The organism is Rhizobium atlanticum, assembly GCF_030182485.1.
Lineage (GTDB): Bacteria > Pseudomonadota > Alphaproteobacteria > Rhizobiales > Rhizobiaceae > Rhizobium.
Map to the genome: position 1 here is coordinate 58689 of NZ_JAQJCJ010000022.1, position 20848 is coordinate 79536.

21 protein-coding genes and 2 pseudogenes are annotated in these 20848 nt (G+C 60.7%); 16 read left to right on the plus strand and 7 right to left on the minus strand.

The features are described from left to right. The first annotated feature begins 58 nt into the window (after window positions 1-58). The 4 genes from PH551_RS26915 (at window position 59) to dusA (ending at window position 4962) form a co-directional block, all read left to right on the plus strand. Window positions 59-2179 (plus strand): calcium-binding protein, encoded by a 2121-nt coding sequence (locus tag PH551_RS26915; protein WP_085780103.1) that lies wholly within the window; start codon window positions 59-61, stop codon window positions 2177-2179. A 224-nt stretch (window positions 2180-2403) separates the two neighbouring features. Next, window positions 2404-2871, plus strand: a complete 468-nt coding sequence (locus tag PH551_RS26920; protein ID WP_285195713.1) for a DUF3828 domain-containing protein — start codon at window positions 2404-2406, stop codon at window positions 2869-2871. Between the two features lie 692 nt (window positions 2872-3563). Then, the gene (locus PH551_RS26925) at window positions 3564-3776 is read left to right on the plus strand and encodes a cold-shock protein (RefSeq protein WP_003540801.1); all 213 of its coding nucleotides are present in this window, start codon (window positions 3564-3566) and stop codon (window positions 3774-3776) included. Window positions 3777-3960: 184 nt separating this feature from the next. Then, entirely contained in the window at window positions 3961-4962 is a 1002-nt protein-coding gene (dusA, locus tag PH551_RS26930; RefSeq protein WP_285195757.1) for a tRNA dihydrouridine(20/20a) synthase DusA, read from the plus strand. A gap of 136 nt (window positions 4963-5098) precedes the next feature. Here the strand turns inward: dusA and PH551_RS26935 are convergent, their stop codons facing one another. Further along, window positions 5099-6055 (minus strand): S1C family serine protease, encoded by a 957-nt coding sequence (locus PH551_RS26935; protein ID WP_285195758.1) that lies wholly within the window; start codon window positions 6053-6055, stop codon window positions 5099-5101. A 529-nt stretch (window positions 6056-6584) separates the two neighbouring features. Between PH551_RS26935 and PH551_RS26940 the strand changes: the two genes are divergently transcribed. The 3 genes from PH551_RS26940 to PH551_RS26950 all read left to right on the plus strand — a co-directional run bounded on the left by PH551_RS26940 (window position 6585) and on the right by PH551_RS26950 (window position 8107). After that, window positions 6585-7421 (plus strand): alpha/beta fold hydrolase, encoded by an 837-nt coding sequence (locus tag PH551_RS26940; protein WP_285195759.1) that lies wholly within the window; start codon window positions 6585-6587, stop codon window positions 7419-7421. Between the two features lie 50 nt (window positions 7422-7471). Continuing rightward, window positions 7472-7702 carry a hypothetical protein gene (locus tag PH551_RS26945; RefSeq protein ID WP_082240303.1) on the plus strand — a complete coding sequence of 77 codons (231 nt, stop codon included), beginning with the start codon at window positions 7472-7474 and terminating at the stop codon, window positions 7700-7702. Window positions 7703-7891: 189 nt separating this feature from the next. After that, the gene (locus PH551_RS26950; protein ID WP_085778548.1) at window positions 7892-8107 is read left to right on the plus strand and encodes a hypothetical protein; all 216 of its coding nucleotides are present in this window, start codon (window positions 7892-7894) and stop codon (window positions 8105-8107) included. A gap of 140 nt (window positions 8108-8247) precedes the next feature. Here PH551_RS26950 and PH551_RS26955 read toward each other — a convergent pair whose 3' ends face one another. Next, on the minus strand, window positions 8248-9177 hold the full coding sequence (locus PH551_RS26955; protein ID WP_285195760.1) for a hypothetical protein: 930 nt from the start codon (window positions 9175-9177) through the stop codon (window positions 8248-8250). A 201-nt stretch (window positions 9178-9378) separates the two neighbouring features. On the opposite strand from PH551_RS26955, the gene PH551_RS26960 reads away from it, so the two are divergent. After that, window positions 9379-9873, plus strand: a complete 495-nt coding sequence (locus tag PH551_RS26960) for a BA14K family protein (protein ID WP_285195761.1) — start codon at window positions 9379-9381, stop codon at window positions 9871-9873. Between the two features lie 574 nt (window positions 9874-10447). Here the strand turns inward: PH551_RS26960 and PH551_RS26965 are convergent. Then, window positions 10448-10969, minus strand: coding sequence for a winged helix-turn-helix transcriptional regulator (locus PH551_RS26965; protein WP_085778551.1), 522 nt, complete (start codon window positions 10967-10969; stop codon window positions 10448-10450). An 89-nt stretch (window positions 10970-11058) separates the two neighbouring features. Between PH551_RS26965 and PH551_RS26970 the strand changes: the two genes are divergently transcribed. Further along, on the plus strand, window positions 11059-11700 hold the full coding sequence (locus PH551_RS26970) for a dihydrofolate reductase family protein (protein WP_285195762.1): 642 nt from the start codon (window positions 11059-11061) through the stop codon (window positions 11698-11700). 207 nt (window positions 11701-11907) lie between these two features. Here PH551_RS26970 and PH551_RS26975 read toward each other — a convergent pair whose 3' ends face one another. Continuing rightward, window positions 11908-13353, minus strand: coding sequence for an adenylate/guanylate cyclase domain-containing protein (locus PH551_RS26975; protein WP_285195763.1), 1446 nt, complete (start codon window positions 13351-13353; stop codon window positions 11908-11910). 366 nt (window positions 13354-13719) lie between these two features. Here PH551_RS26975 and PH551_RS26980 point away from each other — a divergent pair, with 366 nt between their 5' ends. Beyond that, window positions 13720-13923 (plus strand): hypothetical protein, encoded by a 204-nt coding sequence (locus PH551_RS26980; protein ID WP_285195764.1) that lies wholly within the window; start codon window positions 13720-13722, stop codon window positions 13921-13923. A 106-nt stretch (window positions 13924-14029) separates the two neighbouring features. Here PH551_RS26980 and PH551_RS26985 read toward each other — a convergent pair whose 3' ends face one another. Continuing rightward, the gene (locus tag PH551_RS26985) at window positions 14030-14680 is read right to left on the minus strand and encodes a TetR/AcrR family transcriptional regulator (protein WP_285195765.1); all 651 of its coding nucleotides are present in this window, start codon (window positions 14678-14680) and stop codon (window positions 14030-14032) included. 91 nt (window positions 14681-14771) lie between these two features. On the opposite strand from PH551_RS26985, the gene PH551_RS26990 reads away from it, so the two are divergent. Beyond that, on the plus strand, window positions 14772-15425 hold the full coding sequence (locus tag PH551_RS26990; RefSeq protein ID WP_085780105.1) for an O-methyltransferase: 654 nt from the start codon (window positions 14772-14774) through the stop codon (window positions 15423-15425). A gap of 151 nt (window positions 15426-15576) precedes the next feature. On the opposite strand, the pseudogene PH551_RS26995 reads toward PH551_RS26990, so the two are convergent. Continuing rightward, window positions 15577-15747, minus strand: a pseudogene (locus PH551_RS26995) (GNAT family N-acetyltransferase); the annotation flags it as partial. A gap of 63 nt (window positions 15748-15810) precedes the next feature. Here PH551_RS26995 and PH551_RS27000 point away from each other — a divergent pair. The 3 genes and pseudogenes from PH551_RS27000 to PH551_RS27010 all read left to right on the plus strand — a co-directional run. Further along, on the plus strand, window positions 15811-16656 hold the full coding sequence (locus tag PH551_RS27000) for a hypothetical protein (protein ID WP_285195766.1): 846 nt from the start codon (window positions 15811-15813) through the stop codon (window positions 16654-16656). 116 nt (window positions 16657-16772) lie between these two features. Beyond that, complete coding sequence (locus PH551_RS27005) at window positions 16773-17771, plus strand: DUF808 domain-containing protein (RefSeq protein ID WP_285195767.1); 999 nt, start codon at window positions 16773-16775, stop codon at window positions 17769-17771. 141 nt (window positions 17772-17912) lie between these two features. Continuing rightward, window positions 17913-18388 (plus strand): annotated as a pseudogene (locus PH551_RS27010) (Rossmann-fold NAD(P)-binding domain-containing protein); the annotation flags it as partial. A 139-nt stretch (window positions 18389-18527) separates the two neighbouring features. On the opposite strand, the gene PH551_RS27015 reads toward PH551_RS27010, so the two are convergent. Beyond that, the gene (locus tag PH551_RS27015) at window positions 18528-18995 is read right to left on the minus strand and encodes an Lrp/AsnC family transcriptional regulator (protein WP_285195768.1); all 468 of its coding nucleotides are present in this window, start codon (window positions 18993-18995) and stop codon (window positions 18528-18530) included. A gap of 125 nt (window positions 18996-19120) precedes the next feature. Between PH551_RS27015 and PH551_RS27020 the strand changes: the two genes are divergently transcribed. Both PH551_RS27020 and PH551_RS27025 read left to right on the plus strand, forming a co-directional pair. Next, window positions 19121-20335, plus strand: a complete 1215-nt coding sequence (locus PH551_RS27020; protein WP_285195769.1) for an argininosuccinate synthase — start codon at window positions 19121-19123, stop codon at window positions 20333-20335. Window positions 20336-20621: 286 nt separating this feature from the next. Next, the gene (locus PH551_RS27025; protein WP_176536321.1) at window positions 20622-20795 is read left to right on the plus strand and encodes a hypothetical protein; all 174 of its coding nucleotides are present in this window, start codon (window positions 20622-20624) and stop codon (window positions 20793-20795) included. Window positions 20796-20848 lie beyond the last annotated feature (53 nt).

Consider the following 20848-nt stretch of genomic DNA (forward strand, 5'->3'; position numbering starts at 1 on the left):
GCCATTGCCGCCGACGCAGAGATGCGTCGGCAAAATCCATCCTTTTGAAAGTTTCAATATGGCCTTGAATATTCTGAACACAAACGGCGCCACAGTTACCAAGACCGGAGCCGAGTTCGAAGCGTACGACGTCATCCGCTATTCCGCCGCTAATCCTCACGCCAAGGTCAGCCTAGTCGTCTCGGGTTCCGGTGCGGCAGATCTAGCCGATGAGCTCGGGTCGGTTTCGGCAGAGGTCACGGGCTCGAACAGTGACAATGCGATCACAACAGGCGCAGGCAACGACATCATTCGGGGTTATTCCGGAAATGACCAGTTGAATGGCGGCGACGGCGACGACCAGATCAGCGGCGGCGCCGGAAATGACGTCCTCAGGGGCGGTGCGGGCAACGACACGATCGGTGATGGCGATGCTGGTGTTGCCGCTGGCGTGGTCTACGATATCGATGCGGGCGACGGCGACGATACCGTGGTTGTAGGGAACGATTTCTACGGCTTCGCGAATTCCGGGATAATCGACGGCGGTGCCGGCATTGACAAACTGCACGCCTCAGATCTAACCGGCATAACGATCCAGAACTTCGAAATCCTTGAATCGCAAATAGACATTATCGCCACTGCAGCGCAGTTCGAAAGCTTCGACAAGATCACTTACTCCGAGATGCCGGGCGGCGAAAACCTTGCCGTCACACTGAAATTGGCAGACGACGATCATGCCGACCTTTCAGACGAGTTGGGAAGCCGCTCGGCCTACATCAGCGGCATCGGCTCCAGTATCGACGTCAAGACCGCCGGCGGTAACGACGTGTTGATCGGAACTGACGGCAACGACATTCTTGACAGTGGCACCGGTGAGGATGGGATCAATGCGGGAGCGGGCAACGACATCATCAAAAGCGGCGCAGGCAATGACACCATCATAGATGGCGAGTCTTACGGCTACGGCGAAGTCTTCGATATAGACGCCGGCAGCGGCAACGATATCGTGACCCTGACCGTATATGGATCCGGCATCGCGTTCTCGGGAACAATCGACGGCGGCGCCGACACCGATAGCCTGAATGCCGGCAGTCTTGTCGGTCTCACCGTGAAGAACTTCGAAATCCTGGAAACGTTCGAAGGCAACCTTCTTAGTGGTGGCGTGCTTGGTTCGGCCGCGCAGTTCGACAGTTTCGAACAAATCATCCTCTCCCGCGGATCGGTTTTCGAGGACATGATTATCTCCCTGAGGTTGGCGGACAGCGCCCATGCCGATCTCTCCGACGAGTTGGCAACCCGCTCGGTCTCCATCAGCGGCACCGCCTTCGGCATCGACGTCAAGACCGGCGGCGGCGATGACGTCTTCACAGGGACAGGTGGCAACGACACTTTCGACGGCAGCGCCGGCACCGACACGGCAATCTTCTACGGCAATTTCGCCAATTATTCCTTCGCGCCCGACAATGGCGCCCACATCCTAACCAGCGAGCAGGAGGGGACGGATACGCTGCGTGACATTGAATTCGCCCGTTTTGCCGATGGTCTCTACGATTTCGCCACGGAAACTTTCACACGCAACAACAGCGCGCCGACCAATATCCAGCTGTCGAAAACCGCCCTCTCCGAGGATACTCCGATTTGGACCACCGTTGGTCTGCTCAGCGCCAAGGACGCCGACGGCGACACCCTCACCTATACGCTGCTCGACGGCGCTGGCGATCACTTCCGGCTGAAGGGCAACCGCATCATCACCTCCAAGGCGCTCGACTACGAGACGGATCAGTCGCACACGATCAGGGTCGCGGTCTCCGATGGCACGGTGACCGTCGAAAAGGACATCACCATCAACGTGCTCGACGTCAACGAGGCACCGGTCAACCAGGCCCCGATCAAGCTCTCCTTCTCGCGCAGCTCGATCTCCGAGAATGTCGCGATCGGCACCTCGGTCGGCCTTCTCTCCGCCGTCGATCCGGAAGGCGGCACGGTGAAGTGGCGGCTGACGGATGATGCCGACGGCATCTTCAAGCTCGTCGGCAACAAGATCCAGACGAAGGCTGCGATCGACTACGAAAGCACCCATAGCCTGACCTTCACGGCCGAGGCTTATGACGCAGCCGGCAACATCACCAGCCACGACTTCACCCTCGCCGTGAAGGACATTTTTGAGCCGTCGAGCCTGCTGCACGATGCTTTGATCTAATCACGACAGGATTTCTGCCAGACGCCGATATGCGTCATGATCGGCTTTCAACGCCGGTGGGGCTCGCAGTCTTGCGGGCCTCACAGCGGCAATCTAAGGCATTTGCCTGCCGCCACCAGCAGGAGATGCAGAGGGGGCGGCCACGTCGAGACACCTCCGAAAATGCCGCTCCACCTCGACGCGCGTTTCGGCTATGATTCTCTGCTCATCCGAGGAACGTCCGCATGCGTCTGCCCGCTTTCATTCTCGCCCTCGCCGTCTCGGCGTTCGCGGCCGTGCCCGCCGCGGCGGAGACCTACAAGACGCCGAAGGCGCTGCTCCAGGCGCTTTACAGCTACGACACCGACAGGAGCGACGCCGAAGCGCCCTCGCCCTATTCGATCTTCTTTTCCGACCATCTTAACAAGCTTCTCCAGGCCGATCTCGACAATACGCCGGAGGGTGATGTCGGCGCGGTCGATTTCGACCCCGTCATTGCGGGCCAGGACGGCGAGGCGAGCAACGTCAGGATCGGCCAGCCGATCCTGCTGGATGACAGGGCCGAAGTGGAGGTGGAGTTCGAAAACGGCAAAGAGGTGACACTCTTCTACACCCTGGTCCGCGAGCACGGCGGCTGGAAGGTCGACGACATCGCCGATCAGCAGGGCGATAATCCCTGGAGCCTGAGTGCACTGCTGGGGGATGCGCAGTAAAGCCGCAGGCGCCAAAAGAGAGCCCTCCTGGTGAGGAGGCCCAAGGGGCCGTCTCGAACCACGAGGGCGGGAGCGCAACTCCTTACCTGCATTCCACAAAGCCCCTATGCAGAATCAAGGCAATGGGGCCGGTGAGCCGCCCCCCGTCCTTCGAGACTTCGTCCCGCGGGCTCCGCACCTTAGGGAGAGTGCGGAGCAAAGACGGGACCGGCAACACCAGAGGCAGGCTCTGCGATTCTCTTCACGATGAGGGCTGATCAATGTGGCCTGCCGCTTCGACCGCCGCTCCGCAAAATCCATGCGCGGCCACGTGCCCCTCATCCCGTTTCGGCACGGAATCCCGATATGGCACGTCGGCGCAAGGATCCGCTAACTTTTTGTCAAGTACCTGAATCTTCGGCATTTCCGGTCATTATCAAGGTCATGCCACAATATTGACGCTTGCATTTTGACCGAAATGATGGCACCAATCCACCTACTCGGGCATTTGCATGCCGGTGACTGGACTGATGTGGTATCTCTTCCGTTCCGGAAGGGGCGCGGGAATACCCGCCTGCGTAGACGTTCTTTCCCCGTACGTGACTTCTCCGACTGACCCTTCGTACCCAACCCCAATCGGGACGAAAGCTAAAGCCGTCCGCTTCCTCTCGGGGGCGCGGATAAACACAGACTAAGGGAAAAGGACTATCCCAATGGCCACCAAAGGCACCGTAAAATTCTTCAACCAGGACAAGGGTTTTGGTTTCATCACGCCGGACGGCGGCGCAAAGGACGTTTTCGTCCACATCTCCGCGCTGCAGGCTTCTGGCATCCAGTCGCTGCGCGAAGGCCAGCAGGTTACCTTCGACACCGAGCCGGACCGCATGGGCAAGGGCCCGAAGGCTGTCAACATCTCGGCTTCGTAAGCTAGATTATCGCTTCGGCGGCAGGAACGGCGCTCTGAAAGGGGCGCCGTTTTTGTTTGCCACGCTTGGATTTGTCCATCGCAAGGCCAGGTGTTATATGCGCCTTTAATGATGATCTCGCCGGAGCGGCGATGCAGGGCGCCAACATTGAGGCGCCGCGGCTACAAGGAACAATGGACCGTCGATGACTGAGAAGAGGCCGATATTTGCGGTCGCCCCGATGATCGACTGGACGGATCGGCATTGCCGTTATTTCCACCGCCAGATCAGCCGGGAGGCGCTGCTCTATACCGAGATGGTGGTGGCCGACGCCATCATCCATGGCCCGCGCGAGCGGTTGCTCGGCCATGACCCGGCGGAACATCCGTTGGCGCTGCAGCTTGGCGGATCGGATCCGGCCAAACTTGCGGAGGCGGTGAAAATCGCCGAACCCTATGGCTATGACGAGATCAACCTCAATGTCGGCTGCCCCTCCGACCGCGTGCAATCGGGCACCTTCGGCGCCTGCCTGATGCTGACGCCGGAGACGGTGGCCGAATGCGTCGCGGCGATGAAGGCGATCGCGACCGCGCCCGTGACGGTGAAATGCCGGATCGGCGTCGACGAGCAGGAGCCGGAAGAGGCGCTGCCGGAACTCATCACCCGCGTTCTCGATGCAGGCGCCGACGCGATCTGGATCCATGCTCGCAAGGCCTGGCTGAAGGGCTTGAGCCCGAAGGAGAATCGCGAGATCCCGCCGCTCGACTACGAAATCGTCTACCGGATAAAACAGCGCTGGCCCGATGTGTTCATCGGCATCAACGGCGGCATCCGCACACTCGACGAGGCCGCCCAGCACCTCGCCCATGTCGACGGCGTCATGCTCGGCCGGGCCGCCTACCAGAACGCGGCGATCCTCGCTGACGTCGACCGGCGCTTCTTCGGCGCGCCGGCGGTCGAGCCTGACTGGCAGGCGCTGTGCGACCGGATGATGGCCTATGCCGAGCGTCATATCGCCGCCGGCGGCCGGCTGCAGCACGTGGCCCGCCACATGGTCGGCCTGTTCACCGGCCTTCCCGGGGCGCGGCGCTACCGCCAGATCCTCTCTACCGACGCGGCAAAAAGCGGTGCCGGCCCGGAGGTCTTGGCGGCGGCCTTCGCGGCAGTGGATTTTTCCGGGACGGAGCCGGAGGCGGTCAGCGCCTGACGTAACGAAACGGTGTCTCTCTTTTCACCGCCAAGTCATGGCTGGCGCCTGGAGGGCTCCTTCTCAACGAGCCAGTCGCGGTCGCGCGCTCATTCGGTAAGCCGAGGCTGTCGGCAACGTTTCGTGGCAACAGTCATCATGACCGCGACATCGTCAGCAATATCTTCTTCTCGATCCGGCCGGATACTGAGAAAACCAAAATCTCGGTCTCCCTGCCGATCTTGCTGCCATCCATCAACCTGACGATATCGTCGACGCCGCCGACCGGGTTGCCGTCGATGGCGAGAATGTAATCGCCCTCCTGCAGCCCGCCTTTTGCAGCCGGCCCCTCCGGTTCGACCCTGCGGACGCGGACGGATGTCGTTTGAACCGTACCCGCCGCGAGCGCAACCCGGCGCGGCAACACGATCGTGTCGCCTGCTATACCGATGAAGGCGCGCCTGACTTGACCATAGCGGAGAAGCTCGGACACCACGAAGTTGGCGGTGTTCGATGCCACAGCAAAGGCGATGCTCTGTGCGCCCTGGATGACGGCGGTATTAACGCCGATAACCTCGCCGCCGGAAGACACCAACGGCCCGCCGGAATTGCCGGGATTGAGCGCGGCATCGGTCTGGATGACATCCTCCATCAGCCGGCCGCTGGCCGCCCGCATCGATCGGCCGAGCGCCGAGACGATTCCGGCAGTGACGGTCCATTCGAAGCCCAGCGGATTGCCGATCGCGATCGCGATATGGCCCCTGCGCAGCCGCTGGGAATCGCCGAGCCTCGCCCAGGCCCCGGTGCTGGCATTGGCGCGAATGAGAGCGATATCGGTATCGACATCCCGGCCGAGCACCCGGCCTTCGGTGACGAATCCGTCAGGCGTCGTGATGCGAACCACCTTGGCGTCGTCGACGACATGGCTGTTGGTAATGATCAGGCCGTCGGGCGAGACGGCAAAGCCCGACCCGTGCCCCTGCCGGCCACCCGCCCGCTCGATCCGGCTGACCGCCGGGCCGACCGTGTCGACTGCTGCTGCGATCGATTGCGAATAGGCATCGATCAGCGCCCCGTCATTCTGGGGCACTATATCCTTTTCCATGTAACCCATGTTCTGATCCTCAGGCGGCAGACGGCCGTCCCGCCGCCGGCAAAGCAATCGCAGTTGCGATCGTCGCTATGGCGTTGTTGTGAGGATTAGATGGTTGGGCGTCGATCCCTGTTCAAGTGAGCGCCAGCGCGCTGCATCCGCAACAACATAACCGAAGGCGAAACACACCTACCCGAACGTATAGATTGCAAGAACCGGAATAAAGTGGCTCATTGCGGACGTTGCCCGTTAGCTCGGCCGCCTCGCGGTGCTGCCGAGCTAACGTGATGAAGGAAAGTCGCAGGGCGAAGCAGTCGGGCAAGTGCCGCCATATTGCGTCGCCGTCACAGGTTAACAGGGCACTGAACGTCCTGGAACAGACCATGAAAACTTATGTTATACCAATAGCGTAGAACGAGGCATTCAATAAGCACATCATATTGTCCATTCCAGGCGCGATTTTTTTATCCCGGCGTCACGGCGCTCGTGGCGCTGCCAATCCCGCCTGCAGACAGCCTGCTAGTCAAATCCAACTATAAGGAGCCATGAGATGAGCACAGTCACAACCAAGGACGGCGTTGAGATTTTCTACAAGGATTGGGGGCCGAAGAGCGCCCAGCCGATCATGTTCCATCACGGCTGGCCGCTGTGCTCCGACGACTGGGACGCCCAGATGCTGTTCTTCCTCGACAAGGGTTACCGCGTCGTCGCCCATGATCGGCGTGGCCACGGCCGCTCCACCCAGGTGGCCGACGGCCACGACATGGACCATTACGCTGCCGATGCCGCAGCCGTCGTCGAGCATCTCGATCTCAGGAATACCGTCCATGTCGGCCATTCCACCGGCGGCGGCGAAGCGACCCACTATGTCGCCCGCCACGGGCAGCCGCAGGGCCGGGTCGCCAAGCTCGTCATTATCGGCGCCGTACCGCCGATCATGGTGAAAACCGAAGCCAATCCCGGCGGCCTGCCGATCGAAGTCTTCGACGACCTGCGCAGGCAGCTCGCTGCCAACCGCGCTCAATTCTATCATGACCTTCCCGCCGGCCCGTTCTACAGCTTCAACCGACCGGGTGCGAAAGTGTCGGAACCGATCATCAACAATTGGTGGCGCCAGGGCATGATCGGCGGCGCCAAGGCGCATTACGACGGTATCAAGGCCTTCTCGGAAACCGACTTCACCGAAGACCTGAAGATCATCACCGTGCCGAGCCTCGTCATGCATGGCGACGACGACCAGATCGTGCCAATCGCCGACTCCGCGCTGCTTTCATCCAAGCTCCTGCAGAATGCGACGCTCAAGGTCTATGAGAAATTTCCGCACGGCATGTGCACGACCCATGCCGATATCATAAATCCCGACATCCTCGCCTTTATCAAAGGCTGATCCGACGTGTCGCCGGGCGCTGATGATGCGCCCGCCGGCCGCGCCGCTTTTTGGCAAAACGGTTTTATCATGAAACCGTTTTCGTCGATTTGCGTTTAGCGGCCATGAAAAGAGAACGTGAACCCTCATCAAAGGCTTACCGGCAGGACCGTTTCGAAAATACCGAGCGTGCCGCAAAGGAAACCATCGAGGCGGAGCAGCGGGCTCGCCGGGAAAAGACCAAACGCCTGAAAGAGCTGCGCCTGTCGCAGCAGGGCGGTAAGGATCCCGCGGCCAAATAGAGATCTTCTGCCCCGCCTATTTCGTCCGGCCGAGGCGCCGATTGATTTCAGCTCCACCCCAGCGCCGCGTCTTGCCGCGGCTCCCATATTGGTCTGATTTCGGACGTTCGCCCATCTTGCGAAGCAAGGGCTGCGAAATTATCTTTTTGCACAATACCGATTCACGGCATCCCAAAAGGGCTGATTGCGATGTCAGACAAGCTTTTCAGCACGCGTGACGAACCACTCGCCTCCGCAGATCTCGATATTTGCAGGCGCGTGCATGAAGCCCTGTGTAGCGGGCTCGATATCGACAGAGCAGGCGGAGAAGCCGATCGTCTCGGAGCCCTGATTATCGAGCTTTATCGGCAGGGTGTGCATGATGAAGACCAGCTTCGACTGCTTGCCGGCGGCAAGCGAGTCTGACGGCACGCGTCAGTTTCCGCACGACACCCTGCCCGTGATCCTCGTTTCAGACGCACAAAAGCGCGCTAACAATTTGATCCACGTATCGGCCCGGAAATTTATGCCGATTTCGAACCGATACGCTAGCCATTTCCGGTGATTTAGAGGCCAGTCGCCTCGGTACTCGTTGCTGTGGCCGAGGTTTCGGTTGAATCTACAGCCGGCGCCGATTCGGTCGTTCCCGATACTTCTTCCGTGCTGCCCGTCTCGGCTTCCGGCGTTTCCGCGGTTGCGCTAGGATCTGTCGTCTCGCTGCCCTCGGCGGTTTCGCCAGTCGGAGTCTCGGTTGCCGGAGTCTCCGTCGTCGGGGTCTCCGCCATTGGTTCTTCCGCGACCGGCGCCGCAGCCGCCAACGCGTCTCTCATTTGGTCGATCGTGCCGACAGCCGTGCCGATGCCGAGCGTGTCCTTAGCCCAGGCCAAAGCTTCGGGGCTGAGCGTGCCCGTCTTGTTCGCCGAAGCCAGTGCTGTCGTCAGAGCGGCGTCGCCGAGAACAGGATCGTCCGCCGGCGGGGCAACCCCGTTGGCCAACTCATACTGAGCGTAAGCGGCAGCGTACGCCGCGATCGCTGCCATCTTTGGGTCCGCGGTATTCATCAGCGCGTGGTAATTGCGCTTCAGCGAATTCAGTCCCGCGAGTTCCGCCGCGGGCTTCTTCGCGGGCCTAGTCGCAGGCGCTGCGGCGATAGTCGTCTTCTTGGCCGCGCCTTTCGTGCTGACGGTCTGCTTGGTCGATTTCGTCTTCCCGGCCTCGACCGACTTGCCCGAGCTCTTCGCGCTGCGGCTGCCGGTCGTCTTGCCGCTGGAGCTGGCGCTATCCTTTCCGCCGCTGCTCTTGCTGCCGGCGCCGCCATGGCTGCCGCTGCTTCCACTGCCGCCGCCATGGCTGCCGCCGCCGCTTCCACCACCGCCACCGCCGCCGTTGCCGCCCTTGGCGAAACCTGGCGAGAGATCTGGAAAGATGGTGTTGAGGGGCGCGAGCGCCAAATTGGTGGAGAGACAGAGAACGCCAAAAATTCTGGAGAGCTGCATAATGATCCTTCCTACCCCGGCGCCGCAACGCCGCTACGTCGAGATCATCGAGCTTCCCAGTAAAGATCCAATTGGACATCTTTTTTCAATTTGAACTTTTCCCTGAATATTCAGCCACGAAAGGTGAATCCATCCCAAAATGAAACCAAATCCCTCCCGCAACGTTGTCCCTGATACATCGGTTTACCTAAGGTGAGTAACATGCAAAGATTCGCCATCATTGCCCTGTCGATTGCGACGGCATTCTCAGGAATGCCCGCATCTGCAGGCCCAGTCTTTGTACCGAGCTCGGTACAACAGGCGGTGCTGCCGGAGACCGGGGGCGGCGATGCTCGGATCATCGCGGTCGGCTGCAATAACTTCACGAACTGCCCTGGCCAGTTCAGCAATGGCCGCAGGTGGTATCCGCGACGCCATTACCACCGCGATCGCGACTATTACCGAGACGACCGCTACGGCTGGGATCGCCGTTATGACCACCGCTGGCACCACCACCACCACGACGACACCGGCGCTATCATTGGCGGCTTGGCGGCTGGCGCCCTCATCGGCGGCATCATCGCGTCGCAGCCGGGCGCCTACAGTTCACGTGGCTACAGCTCGCATGCTGAATATTGCTACGCCCGCTACCGGTCCTACCGAGCCTACGACAACACCTACCAGCCGAGCTACGGCCCGCGCCGTCAGTGCCGGTAAATTCAGTCGTCAGTACTGCAAAGGCCCCGCATCTACGTGCGGGGCTTTTTGTTGGTACGTAAATGCTTCCCAGCGGCTCTCCCTCGTGCTGTCTAGCCGGGATCGAACCTTCCGAGCGGCCGCATTTGCAAGGTGACCTATGACATCAGGAGACACCGCACTGTTGAATTTCCCAGCAAGGCCGTAAGCATCGCCCACCTCGGAAACGCCCGGGGAAACAAATCGATGGAAGCTGGAGACCGGTGAGCGAATTTATCGAGGGGGGTGCAACTGTCTAGACGGCCGAGCCGGAGAATTCGAACTTGTATCAAGCGATAAGGAAGGACAGGTTCGATCACCGGTGAAATCGACGGCCAGGCGTTGCAAGTCAATCTGAAAGAGCGGATTGGGAGCGACTATAACAGGCAGGAATGCCGACGGGGATTGAAATGGACTTACGAAAACGTAAGCAACAACAGGAAAATCCTATTGGAAGGTTGAAAACGATCATAACCCCAGCCCCACGAGTCGATGATCAAAGCGACAAGATTAGTTAGTCGCAACGCACACCTTCCACCACCACCCTTCGCCTAAATCACGCCACCTCAGCCGCCATCTTCTCCCGCACCACCAGAAATGCCGCCGTCAGCTTCGCCAGCACCGGCGAAGTCACCGTCCCGTTTGCCCCGCCGATCGGATCGACGATGTGGATCCGCCGAAGATCCTCCATGAATTCGTCCCAGAGTGGCTGTCCGCCCTCTTCCAGCAACTCGGCGCGAATGCTGAGGTCCTCGCTCACCGGCAGGTGACGCCTGCCCCAAGCGCCGATCATGGCGAACAGGGGAACGAGCTGGATTGCCGGTTCCGTCAGGCTGTAGATTGCTTTCTGGCTGTGGCTCGGATCGTCCCGCTTGCTGATGAAGCCGAGCGAGAGCAGCCGCTTCAGCCGGGCAGCCAGGATATTGGAGGCGATCCCCTCCTCCGAATGATTGAGCAGATCGCGGAAATGCCGGCGGTTGCCGAACATGATGTCGCGGATAATAATCAGACTCCATCGGTCGCCGAGCACCTCCATCGTCAGGTTGATCGGACAGCCGGACCGCAATTCTATATCCACGAAGCATCTCCTGCAGAAACCAGTTGCATTATAGGATCACTCGTGCGAGATAACAACTAGTTTCAATTCGCAATCAGATGGAGGAAAGCATGTCTAAGGTGCGCGTCGCGGGGTTTTCCGTTTCCGTGGATGGCTTCGGCGCTGGGCCGGAGCAAAGCCTGAATGATCCGCTCGGAAAGCGCGGGTCGGAAATGTTTCAGTGGTTCTTCCACACGCGCACCTTCCGCGCGATGATGGGTAAGGACGACGGTTCATCCGGAATCGACGAGGATTACGCATCCCGCACCATGGCCAATTTTGGCGCCTTCATTCTCGGGCGCAACATGTTCGGCCCGATCCGCGGCGAATGGCCCGACGACGCATGGAAAGGCTGGTGGGGTCCGAACCCGCCTTACCACGCGCCGACCTATATCCTCACCCATTATCCACGCGAACCGGTTGTCATGGAGGGAGGCACCACCTTCCATTTCGTCACCGGCGGCATTCATGAGGCACTCGACCAGGCGAAGGCGTCGGCCGGCGATAAGGATGTGAAGATCGGCGGCGGGGTGGCGACCATCCGCCAATATCTTCAGGCGGGTCTGATCGACGAGCTGCATTTCGCCGTCTCGCCCGTCGTGCTCGGCAAGGGCGAAGCGATGTTTGCAGGCATCGACCTTCCTGCTCTGGGCTTCCGCGTCGTCGAGCATGCCGCCAGCGAAAAAGCCACGCATGTCGTACTGGCGAAATAAGCGAGCCGCCGGTCCAGTCCGGCGATCTCGAGCGTGAGCATCGCCGGAAGAATATTTTTTCCGGCGTCAGAACCAGGCGTCTGCCATCGCCGTCTCGCCTCGCGTCGATCCCGTCACATTTTGCCCGTGCTTTTTTATGGGCTTCTCCACACGCATCTCGCGGTCGTCCATTTTCATGACGACTTTCATAAATCAACGGACTTGGGATTAGGCCGGCATCACCCGGTAGACGCATGCCATCCCTTCGACGCCCCGAAGCGGAGCTTCGAAGGCGACCACCCTGTGTCCGGAGAGCAGCCGGCTGACGTCAGGCGCCGAAAACAGGGCTTCGGAGAGACAGATCTCGCCGGCCTCGGCCAATGATTGCACCCGTGCCGCGACATTGACGGTCTGCCCGAAATAATCGAGGTTGTCGTTCAAGGTCACGGCGATCGACGGACCGCAATGGGCGCCGATCTTCAGGATGATGCTGGGATCGCCATGCTCGCCGTTGAAGCGCTCAATTTCTTCAAGCATATGCAGAGCAGCCGAGATGGCGTCGCTTGGGCGGGAGAAGGCCGCCATCACCGGGTCGCCGATCGTCTTGACGATCGCGCCCGAATGCTCCTGCACCGTGGCGCCGAGCAGGGCGAAATGCTTGCGCACCAGCGCATAGGCATTGAGATCGCCGAGCCGCTCGTACATCGCGGTCGAACCCTTGAGATCGGTGAAGAGAAGCGTCACCTGGCGAATGCCGAGGCCCTCCCTTTCATCAACGCATTCGGAGCGAAACAGCCTCCTAAAAGTCTGGCGCGCAAGCAGCATCCCGCCCGACATGTAAGGATCGAAATCGAGAACCGGCTTGGTGGTCTGCGCCAGGATCTCGGGCGGCCAGTTGATAAGGAGTAGTGAGCCGCGCGCGGCAGCCGAGTTCTCGACTTCGACGATGACCGGGCCGGGCCGAACCGCTGAGGACAAAGGGCAAAAATGCCGACCGTCGTACCCGATCCTGAGGAGTGCCGGCGCCGTAACGGGCTGGCCTGTCACCGGCAGCGTAAAGCTCGCCTGGGTCTCCACATTGATGCCAGCGAGCGCACCTGGGCCGAGTTCAGCCCTGATCGTCGTAACTGAACCCGGCGTCAGGAAGGAAAGGCCGCGCACCAGCCCTTTCAGGACGTCGAGGAACCGGACCTGCTGACCGGGGACTCGCGCATCGCTGAGAAACCGTGCCTTCCAGTGAAAATCCTCAACCGAGAGCGAGCCGGGATCGTGAAAAGACAGCCGGCGCAGCTGCGGCGACACTGTGAAGGTGACTTCGATGAAATCGTCGAGGTCGGTTTCGCCGGAGACGTCGCACAGGCCGCAGACATAGTGAGTCTTCAGCGTTCTCAAGGCGCCGAAACTATCGAGCACCATTCCGGATTGCGGACATACGACGTCCCAGCTCATCTCGAACAAACCGCTGCGCGTCGCATAGAGAAAGAGATCGATGCTTTCCGCCTCCGAAATGGAGACGTCGTGCGCGAAAGCCAGCGGGTTGATCCGGTAGAGGGACAGATCGTCACCGCTGCGGATCAGGTTTTCGAATTCGGCGAGGCCCCGCGGGCTCCAGGACCGGGCCTGCTGGATCTCAGTCATCTTGCTCTCAAGGAGCCGTTCCTGAACGTCAGTCATCTGACGCCTCGCAAAGTTCGGCCAGGCCATGCGACCGGGGATCGTCGCGATTATAACAGACGCTCGTCCGTGCGGATCAAACGGAGCCTCGCCGAGCAGAAGTCTTACGGGTTAGCCCGAAAAGGCGACGCCAGGGTCCCCGCTCGATCCCCTATCCCGGCATTCGCTATCTGCGACATCCGGATTGCCTCAGCGGACCATAACGCTCAGCAGTCCTGTTCGCGACCTGTGGTCAACTAAGCGTGTCCAAATAGCTGTGGCATTGCTGCAGAATGAGCGTAGAGTACGCGTCATCGGCCCATCGGATCATCGGCACGACCGCTTGAGAGACCGTCGTGCTCTTGCCGCTTCATAGAGGGTACGAAGATGCTCTTGTCACTTATTTCACTCGACGACAGCCAAATAACCATCGTCACCGATGCCGTTCGGCAATGGTGCTGCGAGAAAAAGCTCGACATCAATAGCCTCGAAGGACGCCGCGCCATCACCGTTGCCGTCGATCTGGTGCAGATGAACACGGCCCGCGACCGGCTTTTTGCCGGACTGTCGAAGCAGTTGGGTCACCAATAGGAATCCGAAATGGTCCATCAGGGCTGCCCCTGCGCCGTGACAGGGGCTGCGATAATCCGTGGCCGGCTCGCAGAAAGCCTCTCATTTGCCGTGTTGCGGTCCTTTGTTAGGAATTCACCGTGTCCTGGCCGCATTCGAGCTTTTCAAGATAGGCGGCGAACATGTCGGCCATGGCTTCGGCGTAGGTTTCGATCTCGCTCAAGCTTCGGGGAGCCTCCGAGAACTGCTTGCCCACCGTGGCGAGCGTCGTGACGATCAGGTCACCGGCAAGTGCCCGGCTTGCCTCCGGGACCGATGGCAGCACCTCCTGCATGAACAGCCCGATGATGCGGTCTCCCGACGCCCTCACCGCCTGCGCCTCCGGCGCATCGCGATAAAGCGGCGCTGCGTCGTGAAGTGCCACTCGCATCGCCGCCTCCTCACACTCGGAGCGAAGAAAGGCATGAACAAGGCTGCGCAGCCGTTCGAACGGCGGTCGTCGTGCATCGGCAAGAATATCGGCGAGCATGCCGTTCGTCTGCCGCCATTCGTCGCTCTGCAGCCGGAAGAGGATTGCCGCCTTGTTGGGGAAATACTGGTAGAGCGAACCGATACTGACGCCCGCCCTCTCCGCTACCCTCGCCGTGGTGAAGCGATGGGCTCCCTCACGCGCCAAAACCTGAGCAGCAGCATCGAGGATCGCCGCCACGAGCTCCGTCGAGCGGGCCTGCTTGGGCTGCTTTCGTGAAGAAATCCGGGTACTTGGCCGGTCGCTCATGGCGGCGCTCCGCAATGCGATTAGAAAATGCGAGGGAATATTCGTATTTTTCACCCAGCGCAAGAACCTCATCATTCCAAGGAACCCTTCAATGACGACACTGACCACCGCGCCGCTCGCGCCTCTCCTCAACCGCCTGTTCGAAGAAGCCGCCGCGGCGACGAGCCCCACCGTATCCGAGCTTACCAGCGAAGAGCGGATGCGCCTGATCAGCAGCAAGACGGAATATCTCGACCTTTACGGGCGACTGAAGGATCTCTGGCTTCCTGTCTCGCGCGAAGCTGGCAAGCTGCTCTATGTGCTGGCGCGCAGCTGCCGTGCTCAAACGATCATCGAGTTCGGCACATCCTTCGGCATCTCGACCCTCCACCTTGCTGCAGCACTGCGCGACAATGGCGGCGGCCGGCTGATCACCAGCGAGTTCGAACCGACGAAGTTGAGGCGAGCGCGCGAAAACTTGACGGCTGGCGGCCTCGTCGACCTTGTCGAAATCCGTGAGGGAGATGCCCTGTACACCCTCGGCACCGATCTTCCTGATACCATCGACCTCCTGTTTCTCGACGGCGCCAAGGGCCTCTATCGTGACATCCTGGAGCTGGTGGAAGACCGACTTCGACCGGGCGCCCTCATCGTCGCTGACAATGCCGACCTCAGCCCCGAATATCTCGCCCGCGTTCGCTCCGCCGCCGCTGGCTATCTGTCGGTCCCGTTCGAAGACGACATTGAGTTGTCGATGCGCGTCTGAGGATATTCGCAACCTGCTCCGCGCCCTCACCCTTGGATGTCCGCAATGGCATCAACGGTGAGGCCGCGCACAAGCATCGCACAGCACCATCGCAGCCACTTCCGGACAAAGCCGGTCGCGCTCAAAGACGCTTTTCGACGAACATATCCGGCTATGGATCGTCATTGAACCGCTCGATCTTGGTCCAGCCGATGCCGCGATAGAGCTGCTGGGCCTCGGGAAGCGCGCTGTTGGTATCCAGACGCAGGAGCCGGATGGACAACTCGCGGGCGATCGTCTCGGCAGCCGACATAAGCCGTTTTGCCATCCCGAGGCCGCTGGCTGCCAAAACTCGAAGTGTCAGGCGAATGCGCCGACCATCTTGCGCATTCCCACTCACTCACCTATGGCAACGCCCCCCCCTCCACAAGGCTGCCCCGTGCTCCGCTTTTTCCTCCACGCTCTGATCGTCATCATTCTGACGCTGCTCACCCAAATCGGCGGCCTCACCTATTTGATAACGCTTGCCGTCGCACGCGCCTTGCGCCTGCGCCGACTTGCCGCCAACCTCGCGCTCTTTCTGCTTCTCTACGCCGGCGGCACCTTCGTCGCGCACCTCACCGCTCCCGCGTTTGGCCGGGTTCCGCTTGCCTGCTTCGTCGGCACCGCCGATCCGCTGGTCATCCGCTCGCCGATCTACTGCGCGCTCAACCGCAACTACGTGACGCCTGAACTGCGCGATCTGGCAGGGGCACTCGCCGCCCACATGGATAAGCAGTTTCCCGGTACCGTTACCGTCGCGCTGGATGCGAACTTTCCCTTCGTCGACGGTTTTCCGCTGCTGCCGCATCTCTCTCATGCCGACGGCAAAAAACTCGATTTCGCCTATTATTACAAAGATGCCGACGGCGCCTTCCTGAACGGCGCCACACGCTCCCCGATCGGCTATTTTGCCTTCGAGGAGCCCGCCCAGGGCGACGAACTGCCCTGCGCGGGTCGCCACGACTGGCTCACCACGCGTTGGGATTTCGACGCCCTGCAGCCACTCTTCCCGGCCTACCAGATCGAGGAGCAGCGCACCGCGGCAGCGATCGCCTGGCTGACGACGGAAGGCGTCGCGCGCTTTGGCCTGCAGAAGATCTTCATCGAGCCGCATCTGAAGAATGCGCTTCGCATCACCGACGCCCCTGTCCGCTTCCAAGGCTGCCGAGCCGCGCGTCATGATGACCACATTCATGTCCAGATTGAATGAGCGGCTCGCTTACCTGACCTTTCGGTCAGGCACCGCCAAGCGTAGAGGCGCCCCTTTCCGGCTGCCGCCCGATTGGATATTCTCGCCGTCATTGTCCCTGAATGAGAGGTTTACTTGTGAGTGTCGGCCTGATTGCTCTCCTTGATGATGTCGCAGCGCTTGCGAAGACGGCCGCCGCTTCTCTGGACGACGTGGTTGCCCAGGCGGGCAGAGCCGGCGCCAAAGCCGCCGGGGTCGTGATCGACGACGCAGCCGTCACGCCGCGTTATGTAACCGGCCTCTCGGCTGCGCGCGAATTGCCGATCATCGCGCGGATCGCCATCGGTTCCCTCAAAAACAAGCTGGTCTTCCTCCTGCCGGCCGCACTCGTCCTTAGCCTGCTCGTGCCGCAGGCCGTAATGCCGCTGCTCATGCTTGGTGGGCTCTACCTCTGCTACGAAGGCGCCGAAAAGGTCTACGAACTCGTCGTGCCGCACGCGGCCCATGCCCATGAGCACGCTCTCGAGACGATCAGCGTCGACCCTAAGACCTTCGAGGACGAAAAGGTCGCGAGCGCCATCAGAACCGATTTCATCCTCTCGGCCGAGATCATGGCGATCACCCTCGGCTCCCTGTCCGATTCGGGTCTGGCGATGCAGGCGCTGATTCTCGCCCTGGTCGGTACTCTGATCACGGCCGCCGTTTACGGGGTCGTCGCCTTGATCGTAAAGGCGGACGACTTCGGCCTCTGGCTTGTCCAGCGCTCTTCCCGCTCCCGGACAGGCGCGTTCCCTCGCATGCTCGGGCTCGGCCTTGTGCAGGGCATGCCCTATCTTCTCAAGGTGCTGGGTCTGATCGGGACAGCGGCGATGATCTGGGTCGGCGGCGGCATCATTGTACACGGCGCCGAAAGCTTTGGCTTTGCCTGGCTGAGCCATCTGCTCCACGATGCCGGGGAAGGCGCCGCGCACGCAATGCCTGCCGTTGGCGGCGTGGTTTCCTGGCTGGTCCAAGCTGCCGGCTCGGGTCTCGTCGGCATCCTCCTCGGGCTTGCGACCATCCCGGCCGTCGGCTACGTCGTTGCGCCCGCATGGCGGTGGTGCGCAGCACGCCTGCGCAGGATGAGGACTGCGTAATCGCGGAACAGCAGATCTTGCTTACGTCGAACCTCCGGCACCATCAACCGGCATCCCTTTCATCATACGCCCACGCTGCGCCGCAAAGATTGCGTCCATGTTCTGCTCCGCCCAGTGAGCGAGTGCCGAAACCGTATCCCCACGCCCTATGTCATCCTGCCCCCGAACTGGTTTTCCGACAACTTCCACACCTTCTGGAAACCAGGCATCGACCACTCCAGATCGCGCTTCCCGCCGCCGAAGGCAAGTCGAGTTTCATCGACGCCCGAGACATCGCGGCAAGCGGCGTGGCAGCGCTCACCTCCTCGCCCTTCGACGGCAAGGCCTTCAACCTGACCGGCCCGGTAGCGCTCTCCTATGCCGAAGCCGCCGCCATCCTCTCCGAAGCAATCGGCAAGCCCGTCACCTATAACGCCGTCTCCGACGAGGCCTTCATTGAAATGCTGACGGGGGCTGGCGTGCCGGCCGGCTATGCAAGCTTTCTCGCTTCGATCTTCTATCCCGTCCGCCAGAACTGGACGGCCGCCTTGACCGGCGACGTCGAGACGCTCACCGCCAAGGCCCCGCGCTCACTGAAGTCCTACGCGGCCGACTATGCCGCCGCGCTGAAAGCATAGTTGCCGAATGAAGCGCAGGCGGCGGATCGCCGCCTTCCGCGCCGCTCCAGCCTCACCCCGAGGCGCCCCGTAGCAGCCTCGAAGGAGGGGGCTAGTCAACCCCGCGCTATATGGCTCCGAAACGCAATGCCTTAGAACGCTACCGCAACGGCAGTTCGAAGCTCCGCTTCAGTGTTTCCATCGGCACATCGGTCTTGACGTTGAGGACGCTCGGAATGCGCGTCAGGTGGTCGGCCTGAAAACGCCAGTAGCTGTGCAGATCGGCAGTGACGATCCGAAGCACGGCATCACACTCCCCTGCCGTCAGGTAACATTCCATCACCTCCGGAAAGCGCCTGACGGCTTCGGCGAACCGCAGCGTGACCTCGGCATCCTGGGTCTTGAACCACACGCGGGCGAAAACCGTCAGCCCTGCGCCGACCTTGGCCGGATCCAGTACGGCGACGTAGCGATCGATGATCCCAGCCTCTTCCAAAAGGCCCACGCGGCGCAGGCAGGGCGAAGGCGACAGCCCCACCTCTTTTGCCAGCTCGACATTCGAAATACGCCCGTCACGCTGAAGCACCCGCAGGATATGCCGATCGATCGAGTCCAAAGTGATTGGCATTTCATGGCCCCAGTTTATCTTGGAATGGCATAACATGCCAAATCTTCGCAATTCTCAGGAAGCTTCGCAAGCTCATTGCGTATGAGCTGGCCTATTGTTCCATTGGTCAAAGCGGAGAGGGACTGGTGGCGAAAAAAATAGAGAAAATCGTGCTCGCTTATTCGGGCGGGCTGGATACCTCGATCATCCTCAAATGGTTGCAGGAGACTTACGGATGCGAGGTCGTGACCTTCACCGCCGATCTGGGTCAGGGCGAAGAACTCGAGCCGGCGCGGTCGAAGGCGGCAATGTTCGGGGTCAAGGATGTCCGCATCGTCGACCTGCGTGAGGAATTCGTCCGCGACTTTGTCTTTCCGATGCTGCGGGCCAACACCCTCTACGAGGGTCAGTATCTCCTCGGCAGCTCCATCGCCCGGCCCCTGATTGCCAAGCATCTGGTCGCCATAGCCCGGGAGGTCGGCGCGGACGCCGTTGCCCACGGCGCGACAGGCAAGGGCAACGACCAGGTCCGCTTCGAACTGGCCGTCGATGCGCTCGATCCGTCGATCGGGGTCATTGCTCCATGGCGTCGATGGAACATCCGCTCCCGCACCCAGCTGCTGGAATATGCCGAGAAGCATCGGATCCCTGTGCCGAACGACAAGCGGGGCGATGCGCCGTTCTCGATCGACGCCAACCTGCTGCACACCTCGACCGAAGGCAAGATCCTCGAAGATCCGGCGGCGATCGCACCCGCTTATGTTTACCAGCGCACCGTCGATCCGCTCGACGCCCCTGATACCCCCCAGACCATCACCATCGGTTTCGAGAGCGGCGACCCGGTTTCCCTGAACGGCCAGGCGATGACGCCGGCAACACTGCTCACCGAACTCAATGGCCTCGGCGGCCAGCATGGCGTCGGGCGGCTCGATCTCGTGGAAAACCGCTTCGTCGGCATGAAGTCGAGGGGCGTGTACGAGACGCCGGGAGGAACGATCCTGCTTGCGGCGCATCGCGGGATCGAGTCGATCACGCTCGATCGTGCCGCCGCACATCTGAAGGATGAGATCATGCCCCGCTACGCCGAGCTGATCTATAACGGCTTCTGGTTCGCGCCCGAGCGGCACATGCTGCAGGCGCTGATCGACCGAAGCCAGGCCTTCGTCAACGGCGAGGTGACGGTCAGGCTCTACAAGGGAAGCGCCTCGGTTATTTCCCGCAGCTCGCCCTGCTCACTATATTCCGCCGACCTCGTCACCTTCGAGGAAAGTTCCATCGCTTATGATCATCATGATGCCGAAGGCTTCATCAAGCTCAATGGACTGCGGCTCAGGAATTGGGCTGCCCGCCATACACGGTGAGCGGCTGATCTTGAATCGGCAGCGCCATCTCTCAGCATCCACCAATGCCTTCATCGAAGGCATTGCTCCTAACGCTTCGAGTGCTTGTTGGAGCGCACTATGCGGATCTCGCTCGCGCGGCCGAACCACTGCCCAATCCATGGGAAACCGAGGAAGCTAATTCAAACGATTTTAAAAAACCCCACCAAAAGCTAATCGATTTTAATTTTATCATTCAAATTTTCTTGTTGCAGCGCAAGAGAATTTAACCATTAATTTCCGCAGATGCTCAGTATGAGGAACCCGCATGACTGTGACATTTCCGTTGACCGAGAAGCGCGACGCAGAAGCGCTGCTGAAGCACTTGACGGCGCACAAACTTAGCTTTCCGGGAAACTGCGTCGTATCGCTCAAGGCGCACGTCGCCCACGTCTCATCCTCTCATACAACAGCGCTCGGCACCGCCCGTACCGCCTGGTAGGATTGAATGTTCCCACCTTTGCGGGGTGCCTGGATTCTGATGATGGAGGCGTT

What these genes read in the sequence shown, in the direction of transcription:
- PH551_RS26915 (WP_085780103.1), top strand. Translation starts at nt 59, where the DNA reads ATGGCCTTGAATATTCTGAACACAAACGGCGCCACAGTTACCAAGACC.
- PH551_RS26920 (WP_285195713.1), top strand. Translation starts at nt 2,404, where the DNA reads ATGCGTCTGCCCGCTTTCATTCTCGCCCTCGCCGTCTCGGCGTTCGCG.
- PH551_RS26925 (WP_003540801.1), top strand. Translation starts at nt 3,564, where the DNA reads ATGGCCACCAAAGGCACCGTAAAATTCTTCAACCAGGACAAGGGTTTT.
- dusA (WP_285195757.1), top strand. Translation starts at nt 3,961, where the DNA reads ATGACTGAGAAGAGGCCGATATTTGCGGTCGCCCCGATGATCGACTGG.
- PH551_RS26935 (WP_285195758.1), bottom strand. Translation starts at nt 6,055, where the DNA reads ATGGGTTACATGGAAAAGGATATAGTGCCCCAGAATGACGGGGCGCTG.
- PH551_RS26940 (WP_285195759.1), top strand. Translation starts at nt 6,585, where the DNA reads ATGAGCACAGTCACAACCAAGGACGGCGTTGAGATTTTCTACAAGGAT.
- PH551_RS26950 (WP_085778548.1), top strand. Translation starts at nt 7,892, where the DNA reads ATGTCAGACAAGCTTTTCAGCACGCGTGACGAACCACTCGCCTCCGCA.
- PH551_RS26955 (WP_285195760.1), bottom strand. Translation starts at nt 9,177, where the DNA reads ATGCAGCTCTCCAGAATTTTTGGCGTTCTCTGTCTCTCCACCAATTTG.
- PH551_RS26960 (WP_285195761.1), top strand. Translation starts at nt 9,379, where the DNA reads ATGCAAAGATTCGCCATCATTGCCCTGTCGATTGCGACGGCATTCTCA.
- PH551_RS26970 (WP_285195762.1), top strand. Translation starts at nt 11,059, where the DNA reads ATGTCTAAGGTGCGCGTCGCGGGGTTTTCCGTTTCCGTGGATGGCTTC.
- PH551_RS26975 (WP_285195763.1), bottom strand. Translation starts at nt 13,353, where the DNA reads ATGACTGACGTTCAGGAACGGCTCCTTGAGAGCAAGATGACTGAGATC.
- PH551_RS26980 (WP_285195764.1), top strand. Translation starts at nt 13,720, where the DNA reads ATGCTCTTGTCACTTATTTCACTCGACGACAGCCAAATAACCATCGTC.
- PH551_RS26985 (WP_285195765.1), bottom strand. Translation starts at nt 14,680, where the DNA reads ATGAGCGACCGGCCAAGTACCCGGATTTCTTCACGAAAGCAGCCCAAG.
- PH551_RS26990 (WP_085780105.1), top strand. Translation starts at nt 14,772, where the DNA reads ATGACGACACTGACCACCGCGCCGCTCGCGCCTCTCCTCAACCGCCTG.
- PH551_RS27000 (WP_285195766.1), top strand. Translation starts at nt 15,811, where the DNA reads ATGGCAACGCCCCCCCCTCCACAAGGCTGCCCCGTGCTCCGCTTTTTC.
- PH551_RS27015 (WP_285195768.1), bottom strand. Translation starts at nt 18,995, where the DNA reads ATGCCAATCACTTTGGACTCGATCGATCGGCATATCCTGCGGGTGCTT.
- PH551_RS27025 (WP_176536321.1), top strand. Translation starts at nt 20,622, where the DNA reads ATGACTGTGACATTTCCGTTGACCGAGAAGCGCGACGCAGAAGCGCTG.